16 protein-coding genes are annotated in these 21,339 nt (G+C 57.9%); 8 read left to right on the top strand and 8 right to left on the bottom strand.

What is annotated here, in order from left to right:
* Positions 1-227 precede the first annotated feature (227 nt).
* Positions 228-2,912 carry a flagellar filament outer layer protein FlaA gene (locus Q0650_RS02760; RefSeq protein ID WP_298815688.1) on the bottom strand — a complete coding sequence of 895 codons (2,685 nt, stop codon included), beginning with the start codon at positions 2,910-2,912 and terminating at the stop codon, positions 228-230.
* A gap of 151 nt (positions 2,913-3,063) precedes the next feature.
* On the bottom strand, positions 3,064-4,638 hold the full coding sequence (locus tag Q0650_RS02755) for a hypothetical protein (RefSeq protein ID WP_298815686.1): 1,575 nt from the start codon (positions 4,636-4,638) through the stop codon (positions 3,064-3,066).
* A gap of 552 nt (positions 4,639-5,190) precedes the next feature.
* Here Q0650_RS02755 and Q0650_RS02750 point away from each other — a divergent pair.
* On the top strand, positions 5,191-6,273 hold the full coding sequence (locus Q0650_RS02750; RefSeq protein ID WP_298815684.1) for an STAS domain-containing protein: 1,083 nt from the start codon (positions 5,191-5,193) through the stop codon (positions 6,271-6,273).
* Between the two features lie 46 nt (positions 6,274-6,319).
* On the opposite strand, the gene argG is transcribed toward Q0650_RS02750, so the two are convergent.
* Positions 6,320-7,678, bottom strand: a complete 1,359-nt coding sequence (gene argG / locus Q0650_RS02745; RefSeq protein WP_298815682.1) for an argininosuccinate synthase — start codon at positions 7,676-7,678, stop codon at positions 6,320-6,322.
* Positions 7,679-7,828: 150 nt separating this feature from the next.
* Here argG and Q0650_RS02740 point away from each other — a divergent pair, with 150 nt between their 5' ends.
* From Q0650_RS02740 to Q0650_RS02720, 5 genes are all read left to right on the top strand, one after another.
* Positions 7,829-9,004: an STAS domain-containing protein gene (locus tag Q0650_RS02740; RefSeq protein WP_298815680.1), complete on the top strand. Its 1,176-nt coding sequence runs from the start codon at positions 7,829-7,831 to the stop codon at positions 9,002-9,004.
* Positions 9,005-9,045: 41 nt separating this feature from the next.
* A complete protein-coding gene (locus Q0650_RS02735; protein ID WP_298815678.1) occupies positions 9,046-9,825 on the top strand; it encodes an electron transfer flavoprotein subunit beta/FixA family protein in 780 nt (259 codons plus the stop codon).
* Between the two features lie 19 nt (positions 9,826-9,844).
* Positions 9,845-10,822: an electron transfer flavoprotein subunit alpha/FixB family protein gene (locus tag Q0650_RS02730; protein WP_298815676.1), complete on the top strand. Its 978-nt coding sequence runs from the start codon at positions 9,845-9,847 to the stop codon at positions 10,820-10,822.
* A 798-nt stretch (positions 10,823-11,620) separates the two neighbouring features.
* Positions 11,621-11,920: a hypothetical protein gene (locus Q0650_RS02725; RefSeq protein WP_298815674.1), complete on the top strand. Its 300-nt coding sequence runs from the start codon at positions 11,621-11,623 to the stop codon at positions 11,918-11,920.
* A 278-nt stretch (positions 11,921-12,198) separates the two neighbouring features.
* A complete protein-coding gene (locus Q0650_RS02720) occupies positions 12,199-13,455 on the top strand; it encodes a sorbosone dehydrogenase family protein (protein WP_298815672.1) in 1,257 nt (418 codons plus the stop codon).
* On the opposite strand, the gene Q0650_RS02715 is transcribed toward Q0650_RS02720, so the two are convergent.
* From Q0650_RS02715 to Q0650_RS02700, 4 genes are read right to left on the bottom strand one after another with little or no spacing between them, the layout of a single operon-like run.
* On the bottom strand, positions 13,436-14,191 hold the full coding sequence (locus tag Q0650_RS02715) for an EI24 domain-containing protein (protein WP_298815670.1): 756 nt from the start codon (positions 14,189-14,191) through the stop codon (positions 13,436-13,438). The two genes, Q0650_RS02720 and Q0650_RS02715, sit on opposite strands and share 20 nt — an antisense overlap.
* Before the next feature lie 42 nt (positions 14,192-14,233).
* Positions 14,234-15,442, bottom strand: coding sequence for a glycosyltransferase family 4 protein (locus Q0650_RS02710; RefSeq protein ID WP_298815668.1), 1,209 nt, complete (start codon positions 15,440-15,442; stop codon positions 14,234-14,236).
* Between the two features lie 7 nt (positions 15,443-15,449).
* A complete protein-coding gene (locus Q0650_RS02705) occupies positions 15,450-16,487 on the bottom strand; it encodes a C39 family peptidase (RefSeq protein ID WP_298815666.1) in 1,038 nt (345 codons plus the stop codon).
* Between the two features lie 7 nt (positions 16,488-16,494).
* The gene (locus Q0650_RS02700; RefSeq protein WP_298815665.1) at positions 16,495-17,775 is read right to left on the bottom strand and encodes a lactate racemase domain-containing protein; all 1,281 of its coding nucleotides are present in this window, start codon (positions 17,773-17,775) and stop codon (positions 16,495-16,497) included.
* Positions 17,776-17,953: 178 nt separating this feature from the next.
* On the opposite strand from Q0650_RS02700, the gene Q0650_RS02695 reads away from it, so the two are divergent.
* Both Q0650_RS02695 and Q0650_RS02690 read left to right on the top strand, forming a co-directional pair.
* On the top strand, positions 17,954-19,342 hold the full coding sequence (locus Q0650_RS02695; RefSeq protein ID WP_298815663.1) for an MFS transporter: 1,389 nt from the start codon (positions 17,954-17,956) through the stop codon (positions 19,340-19,342).
* Between the two features lie 24 nt (positions 19,343-19,366).
* The gene (locus tag Q0650_RS02690; protein WP_298815662.1) at positions 19,367-19,960 is read left to right on the top strand and encodes a TetR/AcrR family transcriptional regulator; all 594 of its coding nucleotides are present in this window, start codon (positions 19,367-19,369) and stop codon (positions 19,958-19,960) included.
* 36 nt (positions 19,961-19,996) lie between these two features.
* Here Q0650_RS02690 and glnA read toward each other — a convergent pair whose 3' ends face one another.
* A complete protein-coding gene (glnA, locus tag Q0650_RS02685) occupies positions 19,997-21,331 on the bottom strand; it encodes a type I glutamate--ammonia ligase (protein ID WP_298815660.1) in 1,335 nt (444 codons plus the stop codon).
* Positions 21,332-21,339 lie beyond the last annotated feature (8 nt).

Here is a 21,339-nt window from a genome sequence, read left to right as displayed (position 1 = left end):
CGATAGCTGGTAGGCGATAGTCTCTCTGCGTTCTCTGCGACCTCTGCGGTAGATCAATAGCCGATAGCCGATAGCCGATAGCCGATAGCCGATGGTCAAGCATTGCGTGTTACGGGGAGCGGCGGGCGGAAAGGGGGTAGGGGTAGGGGCGCAGCGCTGCTGCGCCCCCCATCTGCCAGCAGGTGGCCGGCGCGTTTGGTGATAGGCGATAGGCGATAGGCAATGCGCTATTGGCCGTATCGCCAGCGCAGGTAGTGCTGGCCGACATTCCCCATTTCGACGCGCCAGTTCGGATCGTTGTCAGGGGTGTAGGTCAAGACGCGCCGCTCGAAGGCTTGCATCAGCACGTCTTTTTCCACGCCGCCAACTTTCACTCGCGCCCAGTATGGCTCGCTGATCGGCAAACCCATCACGAACAGCCAGTCGATGATCTGGCGGTTCACGTAGCGACCATTCTCGAGGACAATGCCCTGCTGGGCGAAGTAATCGAGAAAGACCTGGGGGATGTTGTGGCCAAGGGTCGCTTCATACTGGCCAATCCGTATGTTGTAGCGGGCTAGATCGGGCCGATCGACCACGGCGCCATCACGGTTGAGAAATGCGGTGACCACCTGTCCAACGCGATCTGCTGCCCGGTTTTGGTTGACAGGGAAGGCTACGCTGCGCAGCGTGGCGTAGGTTGGCGCATTGGGATTGACGCTGGCCGGATCGCCGGCAACCGCTTCGCTGGCCGGCGCGCGTTCTTCGAACTGCGCATCGCCGAGCTGCAACCGTCCAGTCAACATTTCCACTACCAGCAGACCGTTGGTAACATACCATTGGTTGCGGGGGGCGTCAGGGTTGTTGATCTCCATTCGGCTCTTATCGAAGTATTGTACCAGCCGACTGCCACCCGGGCTTTGCGCGTATGGTTCACGCATTGCGCCGCTGATCGGTTGCGGTCCCCAAATCCACGACCGGGGTCGAAGGCCGGGAGCGCCGTTTGCTACCGGTTGATCGGTTCGTTGCCAGACATTGCGCATCGCATCATCGGCAAACGAGCCGTTCGGCGATACGAACCCGCCACCGCTAACCGGCGGCTGTGGATTCGGCGGCGGATTGGATGGCGCCGCTGCTGCCGGTTGATAGATGAGGTAGACCGGACGCGGCCCGACATCGAGTGTTAACACGCCGCCGGGCGCCGCCTGGCGACGTTGACCGCCGTCGCGATCGATGATGGTCACTTCGGGATCGGCGCTCGGAATCCGTACCTGGCCACCACCGACTGCCCAAACAACTTCAACCACGCCACGATCGGCGGCAAAGCGGGCAGCATAGGCTTCCGGCCCGCTGAAGCCGGTCAGATCATCGAGATAGATGACCCCTTCACCGGTGCGACTATCCGGATCGTCATCGATCACAATCGCTTGTAAAGTGATGTCGCCATCAAGCTTCCCATCGACGAAGCGAATCCGGTTGCCTTGCTCAACCGGGCCATTGATCGCAGCCACGAGCTGTTGCCAGCCAGCAGGGCCGATCTTGCCGAGGCGATATTGCAAAATCTCGCCCTGGGCATCACGCAGTTGTACCTTGAGATCGAAACTGCTACCGTCGCCATACACCCATATGCCGAGCTGGGTTGTGCCTGCTGGGAAGGTGATGTTCTCGCGTGGAGTGAAGCTAACGTAGTCGTTATCGCCGGTAGCAAAGCGGTAGCGCACTTCCGCAGCGCCGTTGCCACTGCGCGCCTGAGCGCCGCTCTGCGCGATTGAACCATTGCCAGTAGGGAAAGTCTGCCAGGCGATCGCCCGTTCAAAATTGAACGCTACCCGTTCATCGCTGAGACGGCGCAATCCAAGCGGTTGTCGTCCACCGACTTGCTGATTGAGCGCGCGGAAGGCGTTAAAAGCCGGTTTGAACTGGGTGTAATCGTCTTGTCCGCTGCCGTAGCGGAGCAGGCCGTAGCCGTTGAACGGCACACCGTCGCGCAATTGCATATCTTTGAAGCGGAACATAATGACCCGCTCCACGCCAGCCTGCCGCAAGAGCACCATCGCGCGCACGAGATAGTTGGCCTGCGTTTCAAGATCGGTCACTCGATTGCCAGTGCGATCACTTGGAGTATCAGACCAGCCAAACTCGGTTACCCAGATCGGTTTGGGACCGAGCCGGGCTGCCAGTGTCTTGATCGCGCCAATACCGACAGTATCAATTGATCCTTCCTCCGGGCTATTCGGATCAGTGTAAGGGTGCAGTGCAATCACATCGAATGAACCCCAGGCGCCATTGTCGGCGATGGCTTGCAGGAAGGAACCAGCCGGTTCGGGCGATACGATGCCGGCGGCCAACACGGTAGCGCCGGGATCGGCCTGTTTGATCGCCGGATAGACAGCGCGCAGCAGAGCGGCATAGCCTGCCGGATCGGGCGCCGGTCGCCAGTAAACGGCGTTGTCAGGCTCATTCCATACCTGCCAGTAGCGAACGCGATCTTTATAGCGATTGACCACCGTCGCGGCGAAACGGGCGAAAAGTTGTGGATCAGGCGGATAGAAACTACCCTGATCCGGTGGAATATTGTCATCCGATGGGTCAGGCGTACCCCAACCCACTGCCGGATTGAGGAGACCAACGATATTGATGCCACGTTGCACCAATTCATTCACTGCCCGGTCGGTGAACGTCCAGTCAAATTGACCGGGACGTGGTTCGATCCGCCCCCATTGAAACTCTTCCCGCGCCCAACCCAACCCACTCTGAGCGATGACATCAGCCGGTCGGTTGAGCGAGTCGGGAAACGGGTAGGTCATTGCAATGTGAGTGTTGGCGCCAAACGCCGAAGGGTTTGCCGACTGCGCTGGCGGCACAGTCGCCGGCCAGCCGATCAGCAAGATCCCCAGGAGCAGTAACAGGTTTAGATGGCGGCTACGAGGCATACAAGCAGACTCCCTGTTTCACAAAGACAGCGAACAGACAAGCATAGTATATCGGGTTGGCAAACCAAAAATGGTAACATTTTTGCAAAATTTTGACCGGCTGGCGCAGAGCCAGCCGGCAAATTGGCGCGCGTTTCCTCTAGCATTGCCACTATCGCGTGACGATCGGGATCATCACCTGATAGGTTTCTGGAACGGGTATCTCAACCGGTAGACTGTAAACAAGTGACGGCAGTCCGGCTTGATCAATGAAACGCACATAGATCGTCGGCATGGTAGCCGGCACAACACTCAGCGCAGGTGCGCTATCAAGCATCAGAGTAAGTTCCGGTTCATACGGGAGTCGCACAGCATCAGCGAAGGCGCGTTGCGCGCTCACCTCAATCAACTGTGTGCCTGATGGCGCCTGGGCGCGGATGATGAGCGCTTGTCCTTCGAGACGGGCAGGCCCGGCAATCCGATAGGCTGGCGCCGGCCCCAGGCCATTGACCGTCATCGTCTGGGTCACGACGTCAGAGGTATTGTCGGCGGCATTGAACGCGCGAAATTCGACTACGTAGTCACCGTCATACAGCGGTAGTTCGATCTCGGCTGTTTCGAGCGCCCGATCGAACGCGCCATCAGCGGGAATAACCAGTTGCCAGTCGCTCTCATTTACCCGGTATTCAATCGCGGTAATCGGATTGATGCTGGCATCGGGCTGAACCGGTGATGGGAAGGCCTGATCGCGCGCGACCAGTTCGACCAGCGGGCGGCCACTGCGGGATTGGAGCGTATTCGCAATCGTGATGAACGGCGTTGTATCTAATACGTCAATGATACCGTCACCGTCGCTGTCACGATAGCCTAGCTGCGCTCGCGCCGACACATCAACTGCGCCGATGGTGAAACTATTGATCAGTTCGCGCATGATGCTCGGCTCGTTGGTTCCGCAGTTATTGAACATACTGTTCGTCGTGGGAGCGTAGAGATAACCACTCCGTTGATCGCAACTGATGCCGGCTGCGCTATACTGGTCGAGAGCGCCAAAAAGATGGGCAAGTTCGTGGGCGATCACGGCGCGCAGCCATTGTGTGCTGTACGGTCCGCCGTCAGAGGTGATAACGCTAAACGGGCCATTAAGATACGCATAGGCAAAGCGGCCATCAGCAAAGTAGCCATCGTCCTGAGCGCTATTCACGATGAAGATGGTGGTTGCCCAATCGGTACCGTTGTGGTCGCGGAGATCGAAGGCAGCCATGTATGCCTGCTCGAAATAGTTCGCGCTCTCGTAACCCAACCGCCGCAACACATCACCGATCCACAAACCTTCTTGCGCCAGGCCATAACGAATCGGCTCGTAGCGGGTTGGCACAACCTGCACCGTCAGCTCAAAGGCGAGCCGGGCAGCAGGCAACCGTTCGCGCCACCAATCCAGGGCAGCCTGAGTTTGAGCAACGACCTGTTCGATCTGAAACACTGTCCAATCTTCCGTTGAGCGATCGAATTCGCCGTTGCTTTCCGGCAAAACCAGGCGCACTGCCACCGATCCGGCCAGATACTGGCTGGGCAAACGCGCGTCTTGCTCGCCATCAACGGTGAAAGCCAGCGACGCCGGCAATGGCGCGATCAAGACATCATCTGGCGGTAACGGTATATTCGGTTCCGCAGCCGGACTTGCGGAAAGGATTGAAGCTGGAGCCAGCAAAAGGCAGAGAAGCAGGCAGAGAAGCAGATTGGTGCGCATAGCGGCCTCGCTCGATAGATTGAAAGCGGATGGCAAAGCCGTCTCTTGCTTCTACTGTAGCCGGCGCAGTCGGGGATGACGAGAGGCGAAAGAGTCCCGTCGTAAGGTGGTGGATGGAACCAATGATTAACGACAACAGGTAGGAGAAATGTACTATTAAATTTTTGTAATTTTTTTCACAAATAATGTGTAGCTGGTAGTGAAAGACCGGAAACTTCTGGATTGTGCCGCCGGCCCGGGCGACGTTAAACGGTGACCGTTTCGACCGCATGGGAGAGGCGCTCGCTCACTATCGGCAACTGCCGCATGTAAGCTCACGCAATGTTGGAGGTTGAATGGTGACTGTGCCGATCTTCAGAGGATGTCTGGCAGACTATTGCTCGCTTCAGGCAGGCGTAGACACGTCGTTGAGACGTGGATAGACATCGAAAGATCACCAGATTCTAACTAAAGAAAGGCATGATCAGGATAGCGATTTTGAATCGATTCGTATATCATAGATGTCGAACGGGGGCAGTCAGTTCACATTAGAGGTATATATTAGAGGTATATATGCAGTCATGGTTCGCCTGGTTAACGGAGATTCGAAGCAGTGACGAAGATACCGTTCGACGGGGAAAAACAACCATCATCCTTGCCCTCATCATGATAGTTCTGGCCATTCTGGCCATCCCTATCAGCATCATAACCGGTAGCGGAGCAGGGGGAAACATTGCAATTGCCAGCGGCATTATTGCCTACATCATTGCAATTGCTGTAACGCGAGCTGGTTTTGTGAACGTGGGTGGATTGATCTTGATCGCTTTCATCATCCTGCCAACCATCGCGCCAACTATCATCAATACCTCAGCAACCAGCCCCTACACCTCGTTCTTCTACCTGAACCTATCGCTCCTGGTCGCCGGATTAACTGTCAGTCCACCGCTCATTTGGGCCATTCTAACAATTAATCTGATTAGCGGCACTGTTGCGCGTCAGCTTGGCGGTACGCCACTATTTTCCGGCGAATTGGGCACAGTACTCGATGCGGCGGCGATCTTCCTGCAATTCAGCACTGCTCTATTCACCTTTGTCGGTAGCATGATCTTTGAACGCACACTGCGCGAAACGCGCCGGTTGCGCGAAGAGGCGAAGCAGAGCGCGAGCCGGCTGGCCCAGCTCAACGACCAGCTTGAACAACAGGTGAGTCAGCGCACAGCAGCGCTCCAAACTGCGCTCGAGGAACTCGAACGGCGCGCCGCCGAACAGGCCCGACTCCTGGCTGAAAATGAGCAACAGCGCCAGGCTATTCGTGAATTGAGCGTGCCGGTTCTACCAGTGCGGTCAACAACCCTGGTTATGCCACTGATCGGGGCGCTCGACACAGCCCGCCTGACCGATATGCAGCAGCAAGCTTTACGCCAGATCGAGCATACCGGCGCTCGCGAGTTATTGATCGATGTCACCGGTGTTCCGGTGATTGATACACAGGTAGCGAGGAGCCTGATTCAGATTGTTGAAGCGGCGCGTTTGATGGGGGCGCAGGTCACTCTGGTTGGGATTCGTCCTGAAGTGGCGCAGACCCTGGTGACTCTAGGGATCGATTTACATACTATCCGCGCGTTTAGCACCCTGCAAGCGGCACTATCTAAATAAAATAAGCAGATGGGGCGACTTCATCGTCGCCCCGCAGTAGCTGTGCTTACGCTTCACTGGCGTCAGACGATTTGGCTGAGGTGTCAGGCGGATTAAGTTGCGGCAGAATCCCACTATCACCGAGGAGGCCGGTGCGCAGATAGACCATCAGTTTCTTGCGCGTGTCGGCGATGTCGTTGTTGCGCATGTGCAACTGTCCAATCCGATCCTGCGGGGTAAAACTGGCTTCACCCTTTTCCATTGTCAGCCGGCTCGGATCGTATGTCAGGTTCGGTGAGCTGGTATCCAGGATGGAATAATCATTCCCTCGGCGCAGACCGATAGTTACTTCACCGGTAATAAGGCGCGCAACCCAGCGCTGCAACGACTCGCGGATCATCATGGCCTGAGGATCAAACCAGCGTCCGGCATAGAGTAAGCGACCAAGCTTGCGACCATACTCGCGGTACTGGTCGATAGTATCTTCGTTGTGGATGCCGGTCACCAATCGTTCATAGGCGATGAAGAGCAGCGCCATGCCCGGCGCCTCGTAGATGCCGCGACTCTTGGCCTCGATGATGCGGTTTTCGATCTGGTCGCTCATACCAAGTCCGTGCCGTCCGCCGATCCGATTAGCCTCAGCCATCAACGCCACGTGATCGGGAAAGGTTACGCCATTGATCGCGACCGGAAAGCCTTCTTCGAAGGTGATACGCACCTCTTCGTACTCGATGGGCACCTCTGGTCGCCAAAATGGCACGCCCATGATCGGATTGACGATGGTAATGTTGCGGTCGAGAAACTCTAAATCTTTCGCCTCATGGGTCGCGCCAAGCATATTCGAATCGGTCGAATAAGCCTTTTCGGCTGGCATGCGATACTCGAGACCGGCCCGGCTCAAGTAAGCCGACATCTCAGCCCGTCCGCCCAATTCGTCGATAAAGGCCTGATCGAGCCATGGTTTGTAGATGCGCAGATCGGGGTTAACCAGCAAGCCGTAGCGGTAAAAACGCTCAATATCGTTGCCCTTATAGGTGCTGCCATCGCCCCAGATATGCACGCCATCTTCGCGCATTGCCGCCACCAGCATTGTTCCGGTGACCGCGCGACCAAGCGGCGTGGTGTTAAAATAGGGCAAACTGGCGGTCGAGATATGAAAGGCGCCGCACTGCAATGCAGCCAGACCTTCGGCGACCAACTGATGGCGGCAATCGATCAACCGGGCGGCCTCGGCGCCGTATAGCAGCGCCCGGCGCGGAATATCTTCGTAATCGGGTTCGTCAGGTTGCCCGAGATTGGCAGTGTAGGCATAGGGAATAGCGCCCTTGGCGCGCATCCAGTGGATTGCGGCGCTGGTGTCGAGACCGCCAGAAAAGGCGATACCGATCTTTTCACCGACCGGCAGGTGTTGCAATATCTTGGCCATAGCGCTGCTCGTTCCTTGCATACAGGATCATGCACGATGTTTCGCTGTATTATAGCAGGGAAGCGACTCATCGCTGTCGTGGAAAACCAATCACTAAAAAATGGTAAAATGTTATCAGTCAATCAATGGACTCATCAATCGAGTGCAATCATGGACTTGCGCGCCCGACTTATTCTGTCACTCTCACCACTCTTTGTTGCCCTGGCCCTGATCGGGATTGTGGCACTCTATACCCAACAACGCATTAGCGAAGGCCTGAAAGCGGTTGATCGCAGCGCGCTCAATCTCATCAAGGTTGCTCAGACCGAGTCACTCATTCTGCTCGAACACTTTTACGTGAGTGATCTGATTGAAGGCGCAAGTAGGAATCGCAGCGATGTAGAGCAGATTCGAGCGGAAACGCGCCGATTCTTCGAGGCGCATAACGAGCGCAGTGGCGGTTTCATCGAACTTGAACTGGCGGCGCGCTATGAGGTGATGGTTGCCCAGCATGACGCCGCATTGACCTTTCTCGATCGCGGCGATTACGAGCGGGCGCAGGCGTTAATCAGAGGGGTGGATTATTATCGAAATATCCGCGCCATTCACAGCCTGACAATTGGCGCGCAGCGTGAGTACGAAGTGGTTTATTTGCAGCAGATTGCCGCGTTGGAACGGATCGCCAACGAGGGTTTCTGGATTGCGTCTGCAGTTGTAGGGACGGCAGTCTTCATTGCGCTCGCGCTGGCCATATCGCTGATCTGGCAGGTCGGCAAGAGTGTTGATCGCCTGACGGCTGACGCTGAACGTTTTGCCACGACCGAAGCGACCGGCCAGCTTAGCGCAATCAGTTCTATCAACCAGATTCGGCGACTACGCGACGCTTTTCAACATCTCCTCGACACGAACCACGCTCGTCAACAGCAATTGGCCGCTGCTTTGCAGGCGCAGCAGGCGCAGCTTGAGCGCGAATTGCAGTTGCAGGCAACGATCCGAGCGCTTAGCTTGCCGGTGACACCGCTCGGCCCACAGACGATTTTTGTGCCATTGGTTGGTTATCTTGACAATGAGCGTAGCAAGCAGTTTGAGCAAACTGTGCTTCAGGCAATTCAGCAACGTCGCGCGCGTCTGGTAGTGATTGATATTAACGGTCTTGCCGCTCTTGACGAAACAACTATTCAGACCCTGATTCGGGTCGGGCGTGGAGCGCGCTTGCTTGGAGCGCGCGCGGCGCTGGTGGGCACGCGACCCGAACAGGCATTGCGACTTGCCGATCTACCGGGTGATTTGTTCCATTTCGCCCGCGATATTCCCGCTGCGCTCAATCTTTCGCTCACTCTGTTATAATGCAGTGCGTTACCGTCCTATGGTGCGAAGGAGGCCATATAATGCACATCGTTGTGTGTCTCAAACAGGTTCCGCGCGATAATTCGGTCAAGATTCGACCGGATCTGACCATCGATGCCGAAGGGATCGAAAAGATTATTAACCTCTTTGACGAGTATGCGCTGGAAGAGGGTATCCGCTGGAATGAACAGCACGGCGGAAAGGTAACAGCGCTGTCGATCGGCACTCCTGAATGGGTTGAGCAATTGCGGCGGGCGCTGGCGATGGGCGCAACCGATGCGCTGCTGTTGAACGATCCGGCATTTGCGCAGCTCGATACAATCACTGCGGCCAGGGTTGCAGCGGCGGCAATCCGCAAGCTGGGAGATGTCGATCTGGTCATTACTGGCCGCAATAGCACTGACGATGAGAGCGGCGCGTTCGCGCCGGCGCTGGCTCGTTTACTGGGCTGGCCGCAGTTGACCTACGTCGGCAAGGTGCTGGAATTGCAGCCAGGAGGCGCTATCAAGGCTGAACGCCACCTTGAGAGCGTGATTGAGACGGTGACTTGCCGTCTGCCAGCCGTGATGTCGGTTATTAAAGATATTAACGAACCACGCTACCCGTCGTTGCTCAAGATTAAGCGAGTGGCCAAGGTCGAGCCACCGGTATGGACGGCAGCCGATCTTGGGCTGAGCGCCGCTGATTTGACGCCAACAGCGCAACTGGTTGAGCGCGTGCCGCCACCGCCACGTCCGAAGGGTGAGATGATCGATGGCCCTGATGCCGCAACGAAGGTGCGCAAGCTGGTCGATAAGCTGATGGAGTATCAAGTTATCTGAGCGCGGAAAGGAGCCGATCATGAGCAACGTACTGGTGATTCTAGAGGCAATTGGCAATGATCTGGCCGCCATTTCGCGCGAATTGCTCGGCAAAGGGCGGCAACTGGCTGACGCGCTCGGCGGTAAGCTGGCTGCGCTGGCGATTGGCCCCACCACAGCAGTGGCGGCACAGGCCGGTAACTTTGGCGCCGATCAGGTCTATACCGTTCAGGCGCCGGCGCTGGCGAACTATACCACCGATGGCTATGTCGCGGCAGCAAAGGCTGCGGTTGAGGTCTGCCAGCCCGCCTTGATCCTGGCCGGCACCGGCTTCCAGATGCGTGATTTTGGCGCGGCCCTGGCGACCGACCTGCAAGCCGGTCTGATTGTTGATGCCACCGACATTCAAGTCGTTGAGGGCGCAATTCAGGCTACTCGACCATCTCACGGTGGAAACGTGATCAACACCTACCGATTCGCTGCCGGCAAGCCGGTCGTGGCGCTCGTTCGCAAGCAGAGTTTTCCTGAAGCTACCGCGCAACCTGAACGCAGCGCGCCGGTGACCGAGCTGGCAATCGCCGATTTGCATCCGCGCGTCGAAGTGCAGGCGATCGCGCCGAAAGTGGGAGCAGTAAACCTGACCGATGCCGCGATCATCGTTACCGGTGGACGCGGGTTGGGCAACAAAGACAACTATTATCGCCTGATTCCGCCACTGGCTGAAGCGCTGGGTGGAGCGTATGGCGCATCGCGAGCGATTGTTGACGATGGCTGGGTGCCGTATGAGCATCAGGTCGGCCAGACCGGCAAGACGGTCAGCCCTAAACTCTATATCGCTGCCGGCGTCAGTGGCGCCATCCAGCATCTTGCTGGTATGCGCACCAGTCGCGCGATTGTTGCGATCAACAAAGACCCTGAAGCGCCGATCTTCCGCATCGCCACCCTCGGCCTGGTTGGCGATGTCAATGAGGTTTTGCCGTTGTTGACCGAGGAGATTAAGCGCCGGCTCAACCGGTAAGGCGCTCAGTATAGAACTGGATCAATGACGCGGGGTAACAAAACGGTTGCCCCGCGTCGCGCTTTGGATAGACGCAGATAGATAACCGGTGAAAGCCGGGAGATTGAGCAGGAACGCTTGTACATTCCGCTCGATCACTTCCTCGCCTCAATTGACCCGCACCTCCGCCCCATCGTCGCGCGGGTCGCGAAGCAAATGCCAGGCGCCTTCGACACCTTTAGAAGACTACCCGGCATATCCATTGCCCTCTTTCAATCATCGCCAGTCGCCTCTATCTGGCGAACCAACGGTGGGTGCCGCTTAATTCATCAAAAATTTGGCTTATTTGCACTTCACTAAACGAGGCTCAACCGGTACTATGAGACATGATCAATAAAACCCACCAGACAAAGACGGAATTCACCAGCGCGCCAGTTAGCGTCATCAGGTTGCTTTCCGGCCTATATGAATTTGCTCGAGTACTTCCTGGCCTCAGTTGACTCACACCTCCGCCCCATCGTCGCGCGGGTCACGAAGCAAATGCCAGGCGCCTTCGACACCTTTAGAAGACTACCCGGCATATCCATTGCCCTCTTTCAATCATCGCCAGTCGCCTCTATCTGGCGAACCAACGGTGGGTGCCGCTTAATTCATCAAAAATTTGGCTTATTTGCACTTCACTAAACGAGGCTCAACCGGTACTATGAGACATGATCAATAAAACCCACCAGACAAAGACGGAATTCACCAGCGCACCAGTTAGCGCAATCAGGTTGCTTTCCGGCCTGTTCGTTTCACCACTACAACGGAGGGACGCTCATGAACCCACTTGAGCACTTCCTCGCCTCAATTGACCCGCACCTGCGCCCCGTCGTCGTGGAGGTCGCGAAGCAATTGCCACGCCTGCCTCGACACCTTTTGAACATTGCCCGGCATATCCATTATTCTCCGTCAGTCATTGCCAGTCGCCTCCATCTGAGCGAACCGACAGTGCGGAAGTACATCGATATGCTTTACAGCAAGCTGAATCTGAAGGATCATCCAGCAGTGCAGAATTTCAACCGGGCAACAATCATTGTTCTGGCTATCGTCTATTGGCAGTTAAAGAGTTCCCTATAAAGAACCAGTTATTCAGGTTGCCTCTGCTAATTTCGGTGACGCGGCGCGAACATGCTTCGCGCCGCTCTCATACTTTCTGGGTCAGGTTTCAGCGCTCTTTCTCACGGTACGTTCAGATCAATCTCCTCTCTCCTCCAGGTCTCGTTGTGGTGTTCAGGCGCTACGTCGTAGCTTCTGTGGGATGCGCTGCGCTGTTTGCGGTGGCGGCAGCGAGGCGCGATCTGCTATGATGAGAGTAAATTCTGACTCATCCCAACGCAGACGAAGGATGAAACTCCATGGCAAAGCGATGGCTATTCAGCGCGCTCCTGCTCTTGATCGGACTGGTCGGAGTCGGACTGGCTCAGTCCCCTCAGTACATCTTTCTGCCTTTTATCAGTCATACCCTTGTCATTCCCGACCCTGACGAGGTGAGTGCGCGGTTGCAGGTTGCCGATGGGTATGTTGCGCGCCAATATGCCGCCGGCCTCAACCGGCCACGCCTGATGGCAATCGGCCCAGATGGTATGCTGTACGTTGCTGAACGTGGCGCGAACCGCATTGTCCGCCTGCCTGACCAAACCGGCGATGGTCGAGCTGATGAGGTGATCGCAGTGGCAACCAATCTGCCGGGTGTCCATAGCCTGACCTGGCACGACGGCGATCTGTATGCCGCCGGTAACGCTACGGTGTGGCGACTGCGCGATAACGATAACAATGGCAGTTTCAGCAGCGATGAAGTGACGGTCATCGTTACCGGCCTGCCCAATGATGGCGGCCACTCGACGCGCACTGCGCGCATCGGCCCGGATGGTATGCTCTACGTGTCAGTCGGCTCAAAATGCAATATTACAGTCGGTTGCAGTGAAGGCGATCCGCGCCGGGCGGCAATCTTACGCTATACCCTCGACGGCGACATTCCGGATGACAACCCTTTTATCAACGATCCCGATCCACGCCGACGCGCGGTGTGGGCGGAAGGCTTGCGCAATAGCGTTGATTTCATCTTCTTGCCTGATGGTCGTCTCTGGGCAACTCACAACGGCAGCGATGGCCTTGGGAATGATTTGCCGCCAGAAGAGGTTGTGATCAACGTTGAGCGCGGTCGGCATTACGGCTGGCCCTACTGCTATACGGCGGAATTGGGGCCGGTGCCAGTTGGCGCGCAAGAAGTGCGCGATGAGCGCGTGCCGCTCGATCAAACGTTCACCAGTTGCGCGCAAGCTACGCCGGCGCTGTTTACCGAACTGGCCCATTATGCGCCACTCGGTCTGGATCGATTGCCAGACGGCGATCTGCTCATTGCCTATCACGGATCCTGGAATGCCGATGACACGCCACGCGATTGTCGGGTACAGCGCATTCGCGTCAGCAATGGCGTACCGGTATCGGCTGAGCCGTTTCTAACCGGCTTCCGCGATCATCCACAACAAGAGTGTGGCGGAGCGTGGGGCCGACCGGCGGGGGTTACTATCGCGCCCAATGGGGTCATTTTCGTTTCCGATGATCGGAATGGAAACATCTACCGGATTGTGCCTAACCCTGGCGGGCAGTGACTACCTGCAACGATCGCGCCTGCTCGCAGAAGAAGAGAGTACCAGCAGTAATACAGACCGGCACTGCGAGCAGGTTGAGCAAGGGAATGCTGACCAGAGCCAGACAGATCAGGCCAAACCCGGCGCTCGCCGGCAGATGGCGGCGGATAAAGACCAGTTTGGCGCGGAACGCTAATCGCCGTCGTTCGAGGGGAGGATCGAAGAAATCAAGGCATGCGATGGTGGCGCCCAGCGTGATACCAGCGATCGTTGCCAGGATTGAGCCGGCACCCGGAATGAAGTTGAGCAAGAGGGCAGGTAGCGCAATGGACAGCGTGAGCAGTAGTTTTTTCACTTCAAACAATACTGCCCGACTGAGATCGCGCAGCACATTGGCGACGTTCGCTGGCGGCGCCGTGGTCGCCACACCGAGCAACCGTTCTTCGAGCAATTCTGACAATCGGCTGTAAAACGGCGAGCCGAGCACAACCCCGAACCGTACCAGCAGATACCCTAGCCCAATAAAGAGCGCAATGACCAGCACGATCTGCGCCAGCCAGGCAATCCAGACCGGCCAGCCTGCGAGCAGGGTTTCAATAGCCTGAAAGCCGGCCAGCAACAGGGTCGTGTAGAGCGCGAAACCAACCAGTAGATTCAGTCCAATTGGAATGGCAATGTAGCGCCAGAGCGCAGGCTGTCCGGCAATCAGTCGAATGGCGCGGAAGGGATAGCTCATGCCGATCAGAAATGTGTGCATACCTGGATCGCAACCTTTCGGGTGTTTGCAAAATGTTTTGCCTCAACCGGCCAATGCCATTTCAAGACGCGGCACGATCTGGGCCCAATCGTAGCCGGCGCAAACAAACTCCCGACCGTTCTGACCGAGACGATGGGCAAATGCGCGATCTTTGATCAATCGATCGACCGCCTGCGCAAATGCAGCAGGCGTATCGGCCAGCAACAAATGCTCGCTATGGCGCAATCCGGGAATACCTTCGGCGCCCATTGTTGTGCTTACCACCGGAGCGGCCATGGCCAGCGCCTCGAGCAGTTTCAAGCGAGAACCACCGCCGATACGCATTGGGATTACGACAGCGGTAGCAGCGGCAATGGCAGGTCGGGTGTCCGCGACTTCGCCTGTTACGATCACATGCTGGTGCTGATGGAGCGCCAGCAAGGCCGGATGCGGTCGGCGTCCGATCAGACGAAAGTGCAGCGTCGGGTGTTGCGCGCGAATCAGCGGCCACACCTCACGCACAAACCAGAGGACAGCATCGACATTAGGCCGGTAGTCTAGCGTTCCGACGAAGACCAGCTCGGCGGCGGGTGGCGGTGGCGGAGTGAGCGGCGCAAAGTGGGTGCAATCAACTCCGTTAGGGACAATTGACAGGCGCGCAGAAGGGGCGAGACGTTGCAATGCCGCAGCGTCTTCGGTTGATACGACCAGCACCCGATCGGCCAACCGGAGCATGCGGCGTTCGAACGCGGCTAACTTCAACCACTGGACAAGCGAATAGCTACCGGCGATAAGGGATCGTGGATGAGGAGCGCGGCGCAGATCGGTAAGCGCAGCGCGGCGTTGCAGCACATATTCGGCGTTAAACTCATCAAGCGCCAGCCGCGCGCCGCAACCGCGCGCTTGCCGGAGATAGGGCGCCATTTCGATACTTTCGGCCAGTACGACATCAAACTGCTCGCGAGCCAACAGTTCGGCCAGCGCGGTTCGGTACGCCGCGCTGGCATTGCGTAGCGCCATATCGGGAAGTGGACTGAACAGAGTTGTGATCGCGCGTCGGAAGAGTGAACGGGCCGGTGGCCCGATCACCGTCATAACTCTGACCAGATCGGCCAGCGGTTGCAGGGCAGATTGAGCGGCTACATCAGGGGCGAAGGTCAGTAACGTGACCTGGTGATGAACGGCCAGCGCGCGCAGCAGATGGTAGATGCGCAACGCACCGCCGCCACGCGGCGGGTAAGGTGGGTAGGGTGACAGAACCAGCGCGCGCATCGTTACATTACACCCAGGCGTCGGACAAACCAGGCTGTGGGCGCGGCCAATCGGGCGGATAGATCAGGTAGACGGTACCGGCTGAATTAGCCTGCCAGGCTTCGGCCAGTTGCGCTTGTGGATAAGCGCGCAAGAGGCGGTCACGACCGGCTGGCTCGGCAATCAGCGCGTGGGTATGAGAAAAACCACGCACAATCGTCAGATGTCCATCGGTACGCCTCGGCGCGTCATCGATCTGCCCGGGTTCCCAGGCCAGACTGATAATCACCGGCACGCCGGCTGCCGTCCAGCGTCCGATCTGTTCGAGCGTATCGAAACGAGTGACATATGCGCGCAGACCGAAACGCGCCGCGAAGGCCGTGTTGAATGACCAATTCCCGGTGCCATCCCAGCCAGGATCGAAAATCCCGGCGACGGTCAAGTCAGGCAAGGTAGCAGGATCGGCAAAGGGGGCCAGACGCGGATCGAGCAGTTGGGCATGCCAGTAGGCCAACACCATATGAACGGCAGTGGGGCTGCACCAGCCTTCGCCACCGGGATAATCATACTGACAGAGCAAAAGCGGCAGATCTATCGCCGAAAGCGCTGGTGGTTCGGCAGCGATCGCCGGCGAGGCAGTTGTAGTCACACAGAGAAAAAGATCGGTCACCGATGGCATATCGGCGCCGGGTCTTCCGCAGAGCAACACGCGCGCCTGAACTGCCTGCGCCGGCGCAGTCAGCTTTACCGTATCGGTGGCAACAAAACCGCAGTCGTCACGTTGACGGTCGAAGCTCGCGCGCCGCGAGCCATCGGCATCCCAGGCTGCCAGCCGGTACCAGTTGCTCCAGATCCCATTCTGCTGCGCGCGCACATTCACTTCGATCCAGCTATCGGGTGGAGTATCGGCAGCCCAACTCGGAATGATTGCCACTGCATCGGGCACTGTCAGCAAAGGACTCACCATCGCAATGCGGGCGTAGGGATCATCGCCGGGCAGCGGCGCAGCCCGTTCCCAGTTGTCGATAGCGCTTTCATTCCAATGGTGCAGCAGATGGTGTGGCATAATGAGACTATCCTTCGCTATCAAGCACCCATTCGGCGGGGCCAAGCAGTTCGAGATCGGGATTGGCGGCAACTTCTGGCAGCAGCGCCTCGCTGACTAACAGCTCTTCGAGATGGAGCGTATCGGGAATACGCGCCAGTCGCACGGCAGCCAGATCGGGCTGCCCGCACGTCTTCACTGCCATGGCGACCGCATCGCGCTCGGTTGGCAACGTGATCGGCAACCCACCCTTACACAATCCAACCAGACCGGCAGTCAGTACATTAACGTAAGTGGCATGAAAATCGATTTTCGCTGCGAGGCGGGCCGTCGTAATATCGGCTAGGCCAATCCCGTTCGCATTCCCATGCGTTTCAGGTGTCAGATCGAGCACCACAATGACGTTAATTACCGGGCGATCAGGCGGCGGTTCACCGGGAATCGGCAACCGACCGATCACGTTGGTATCCATACCGGTACCGCTGATATTCTTGCCAATCCGATCAACGACCAGCACATCGAGGCGATCGAAGGGCAGGCGCGCCATCATCACTTTGCTGCGAGCCAGCAAGGCCGCCTCGCCAGGGCCGCCGATGTCGGCAGGCGGCAACGCGACAATCGCCGCAGTCTGATCACGCGCATCTTCGAGGATCGCCAGGCCGGCCAGCACCTTGCCATACTCAACTATCACGCGCGCCATCGGCACCAGTTGCTCTTTGAGACCGTAAACGGCAGTGCGATGAACGATTTCAGCCCCCTGACGTTTCCCCAGACCAACTGCGCACATCTTGGCCAAACCACTCTCAATCGGCGCCTTGAATGAGGTATGGGTTTTGATCCGGTTAATCACCAGCACGCCATCAGCTTCGGCGGCAAACCGATCCATGTAGACCGGCGTGCCATCGGCGATCCGACCCAGCTCAACCACATCCATTGTTGCGCGAATCGGGCAACCAACCGTCTGCTCGGTAATGCCGAGTGAAGCGAGCAACGCCACCTGCCCGGCAGCCGTTGCGCCACCGTGACTACCCATAGCCGGGACGACAAACGGCTCAGCGCCGTGATCGCGCAGCCAGGAGACTGCGGCTGCGGTAATCGGAACGATATTGGCGATCCCACGGCTACCGGCGGTAACGGCGATCCGCATTCCAGGACGAAGCTGAGCGGCTAACCCCAGTCGATCGAGTTCGTTCCGGGTTGTGGCGGCAACATCGGCAATCGGCGTGGTTTGCCAGCGCTGACGGACACGAAAGAGCGGCGGGAGGGGGGTGTCGGCGCGAATATTTTCAATATTGAGCGTTAGTTGCATAGGTCATGCTCATGACGTGAACCCATACCTGCTCGATTGTACCATACTGCGCGCCATCTGATCGATTTCAGATCAAATCCCAACCGACCGGTCGGTAGACAAACAGTGTCAAAGGTGCTATACTACAGACCGACCGGTCGGTTGGTTTGCAGATTAAAACATGGGGAAGCGAGAGTCTATGGATCAGGAACGTCAACGCAATCACATCCTCGGCCTGCTCTTCTTTGGTGTCTTGATGGCGGCGCTCGACATTGCTATCGTTGGGCCGGCATTGCCATCGATCCAGCGCGTCTTCGACGCCGACGAACGCGGCCTGTCGTGGGTCTTTTCCATCTACGTGTTAGGCAACCTGGTTGGCACGCCACCAATCGCGGCGCTTTCCGATCGATTTGGCCGACGCGCGCTCTACGTTGCCAGCCTGAGCGGATTTGCCCTCGGCTCGCTTCTCGTAGCCTTCGCGCCATCATTTCCCGTCCTCTTAATCGGACGCCTCGCACAGGGCATTAGCGCAGGCGGTATCTTTCCGGTCGCAAGCGCCGTGATTGGCGACACCTTTCCGCCAGAGCGACGCGGCGCGGCGTTAGGTCTGATCGGGGCAGTGTTCGGGATTGCATTTCTCATCGGGCCAATCCTTGGCGGTCTGCTTCTCCTGATCGGTTGGCAATGGCTCTTTTTAATCAATATTCCGATTGCCGCGATTTTGATCGGGTTCAGCGTCAAGCTCTTACCTGGGCGCTTGCGAACAACTTCTGCTCCATTCGATCTGGCGGGGTTGGTAACGCTTGGCTTGATATTAACCGGACTGGCCTATGGGCTAACCGGGCTTGATCCGGCACGGCTGCAAAATGGCGATCTGCCATGGCCGGCAATCGGCTCACTGGCGGCGGCGATAGCGCTGGCGCCCCTCTTCGTCACAGTCGAGCGGCGAGCCATTGAGCCTATCTTGCAACCGTCGATCTTTCGCTCGCGCCAGATCTGGCTAACGGCAGCTCTGGCAATCGGCGCCGGCATTGCCGAGTCGGCAATTGTCTTTGTACCCGCGCTCTTGACCGCCGCGTATGGTGTGAGCAGTTCAACGGCCAGCTTTATGCTCTTGCCGGTCGTGCTGGCAATGGCGGTCGGTTCACCGATTTCGGGGCGAATGCTTGACCGGTTTGGTTCGCGGATTGTCGTGACCATTGGCGTGGCCCTGAGTGGCGCAGGTCTCATTGTGCTTGGCGGCTGGCCGACCAGTCTGGTGGCATTTTACGTAGCTGCGCTGGTGGCGGGGCTAGGGCTGGCAATCTTGCTCGGCGCGGCATTGCGGTATATTCTACTAAATGAAGTGCCAGTTCACGAGCGAGCTGCGGCACAGGGGTTATTGACCGTCACGATGGGTAGCGGCCAGTTACTGGGAGCGGTTCTGGTCGGGTTAATTGCGGCTGCCGGCGGCGGCGCGGTAACCGGCTACGGATTAGCGTTTCTGGCAATTGGTGTTGGAATCTTCTTGCTGACTGCGGCGGCGCTCGGTCTGAAGGATCGCGCGGCTGAGCGTGCCAGCGCACTGACGCACGCGCAGCAGGCATAGCGATGAAGTAGAGGCAAGCTTTGCATGAACCGCCAACAGAGTTCTGAGCAGATTCGCAACCGGATTATCGATGAAGCGGCGCGGCTGATCGTCACCTACGGCTACGACGGGATAGCCATGCGCGAGATTGCCGAAGCGGCTGGTCTGTCGAAAGCCGGCCTCTACCACCATTTTCGCGACAAAGAGGATCTGCTGGTTGCGGTACTCACCAATTGGGCAAACGAGATGGCAGCGCTGGCCGACGCTGCCGGGCGCGAACCGGACACGCGCGCGCAACTGACGGCGCTAATCCGCGGGCTGTTTGCGCAAGCGCCTGCTCAACGGGCATTGGTGCGCTTGAGTAACCAGGACATGCCGCGCCTGAGCGAAGCAGCGCGCGCCAGTGTCGCGCGCTGCTATGCCAACGGTTTGATTGCGCCCATCAGCGCGATGATCAGAACCGGTATTGAACGCGGTGAACTGCAACCGGTCGATCCGCATCTGGCGACGTGGTTGCTGCTCGGCATGCTCTATCCCTTCTTTCACACTGAGCAGGCGGCAGTTGGCGAGAATGGCGCCGCAGTGGCTGAACTGATTATCACGACCTTCTTTGATGGGCTAGGCCGGCGGGCAGATTGAGCCAACGACACAACGATCGGTTGCGTCGTTGGCAGATCAGAAAATGGACAGATAGCGATCAACTTCCCATTGCGACACGTAGGCACGGTAGCTCTCCCACTCCTGCTGTTTCGCGTCGAGAAAACGCTCGGCCACCGATGGACCGATTGCGGCGAGAATGACCTCATCTTCGCGCAAGGCATCGAGCGCGGCGCCCAACGATGTGGGTAGCGTCGCTAAACCTCGCGCGCGCGGATCGACGTGGAACAGGTCTTCTTCGGCAGCGTCGCGCAGCGGCAACTTGCGGCGAATACCATCGAGACCGGCAGCGAGCATGGCCGTGTACGCCAGGTAAGGATTACAGGCCGGATCGGGGCAGCGCAACTCAATTCGGGTTGCCTGGTGGCGTCCGGTGGTGATGCGCGGCACTCGCACCAGCGCCGAGCGATTGGTGCGCCCCCACGAGATATGCACCGGAGCCTCAAAACCGGGCACCAGCCGCTTGTAGGAATTGACCAGCGGAGCGAGCAAGACGCACATGCCACGCGCATGAGCGAGCAGGCCGGCGATGAAGTGACGGGCCAGGGAAGAGAGGCCGTAGGCGTCATCGGGATCGGCAAAGAGATTCTTGCCGCTCTCGATATCGAGTAAGCTCTGGTGAACGTGCATGCCGCTGCCATTGACACCGGCCATTGGTTTGGGCATAAATGTGGCATGCAAATTGTTCATTTGAGCCACTGCTTTGAGCGCCACCCGCGCCGTCACCAGATTATCGGCAGAGCGCAACGCATCGGCGTAGCGCAGATCGATCTCGTGCTGACCAGGGGCGACTTCGTGATGCACCGCCTCAACCGTGATTCCCACTTGCTGAAGCGCGCGCGCCATCTGCCGTCGGATGTGAGTGGCGAGGTCGGTTGAGACATCGAAATAGCCGGCCTTGTCATGCGGATCTCGGATCTGTCCATTTGGATCGGTTTTGAAAAGGAAAAACTCTAGCTCTGGCGCAACCATAAACCGGTAACCGGCGGCAGCGGCCTGCTCGAGCATACGGGCAAGCACATTGCGCGGGTCGCCGGCAAATGGTTTGCCATCAGGGGTATAGACCGAACAGATCAAGCGGGCCGTGACCATACCTTCGTGCCGATCCCAGGGTATTACGGCGTAAGTATCCAGGTCAGGCACCAGATACATATCGCTCTCGACCATGCGGGCAAAGCCTTCGATTGAGGAACCATCGAACCAAACCCCATGATCGAGCGCATCCGGCAGTTCTTCCACCGGGATGGTAACGCTCTTCCCGATCCCTAATACATCGGTGAACTGCAAGTTCACGAAGGCAACATTATCGGCAGCGACGCGGCGCAGCAGCATTTCGCGTGGATCTTCGCTCATGGGCTGCG

The organism is uncultured Chloroflexus sp. (genome assembly GCF_937129525.1).
Classification (GTDB): Bacteria; Chloroflexota; Chloroflexia; order Chloroflexales; family Chloroflexaceae; genus Chloroflexus.
The sequence above is the reverse complement of the archived record's forward strand: the minus strand, read 5'-3'. Positions and strand labels throughout refer to the sequence as shown.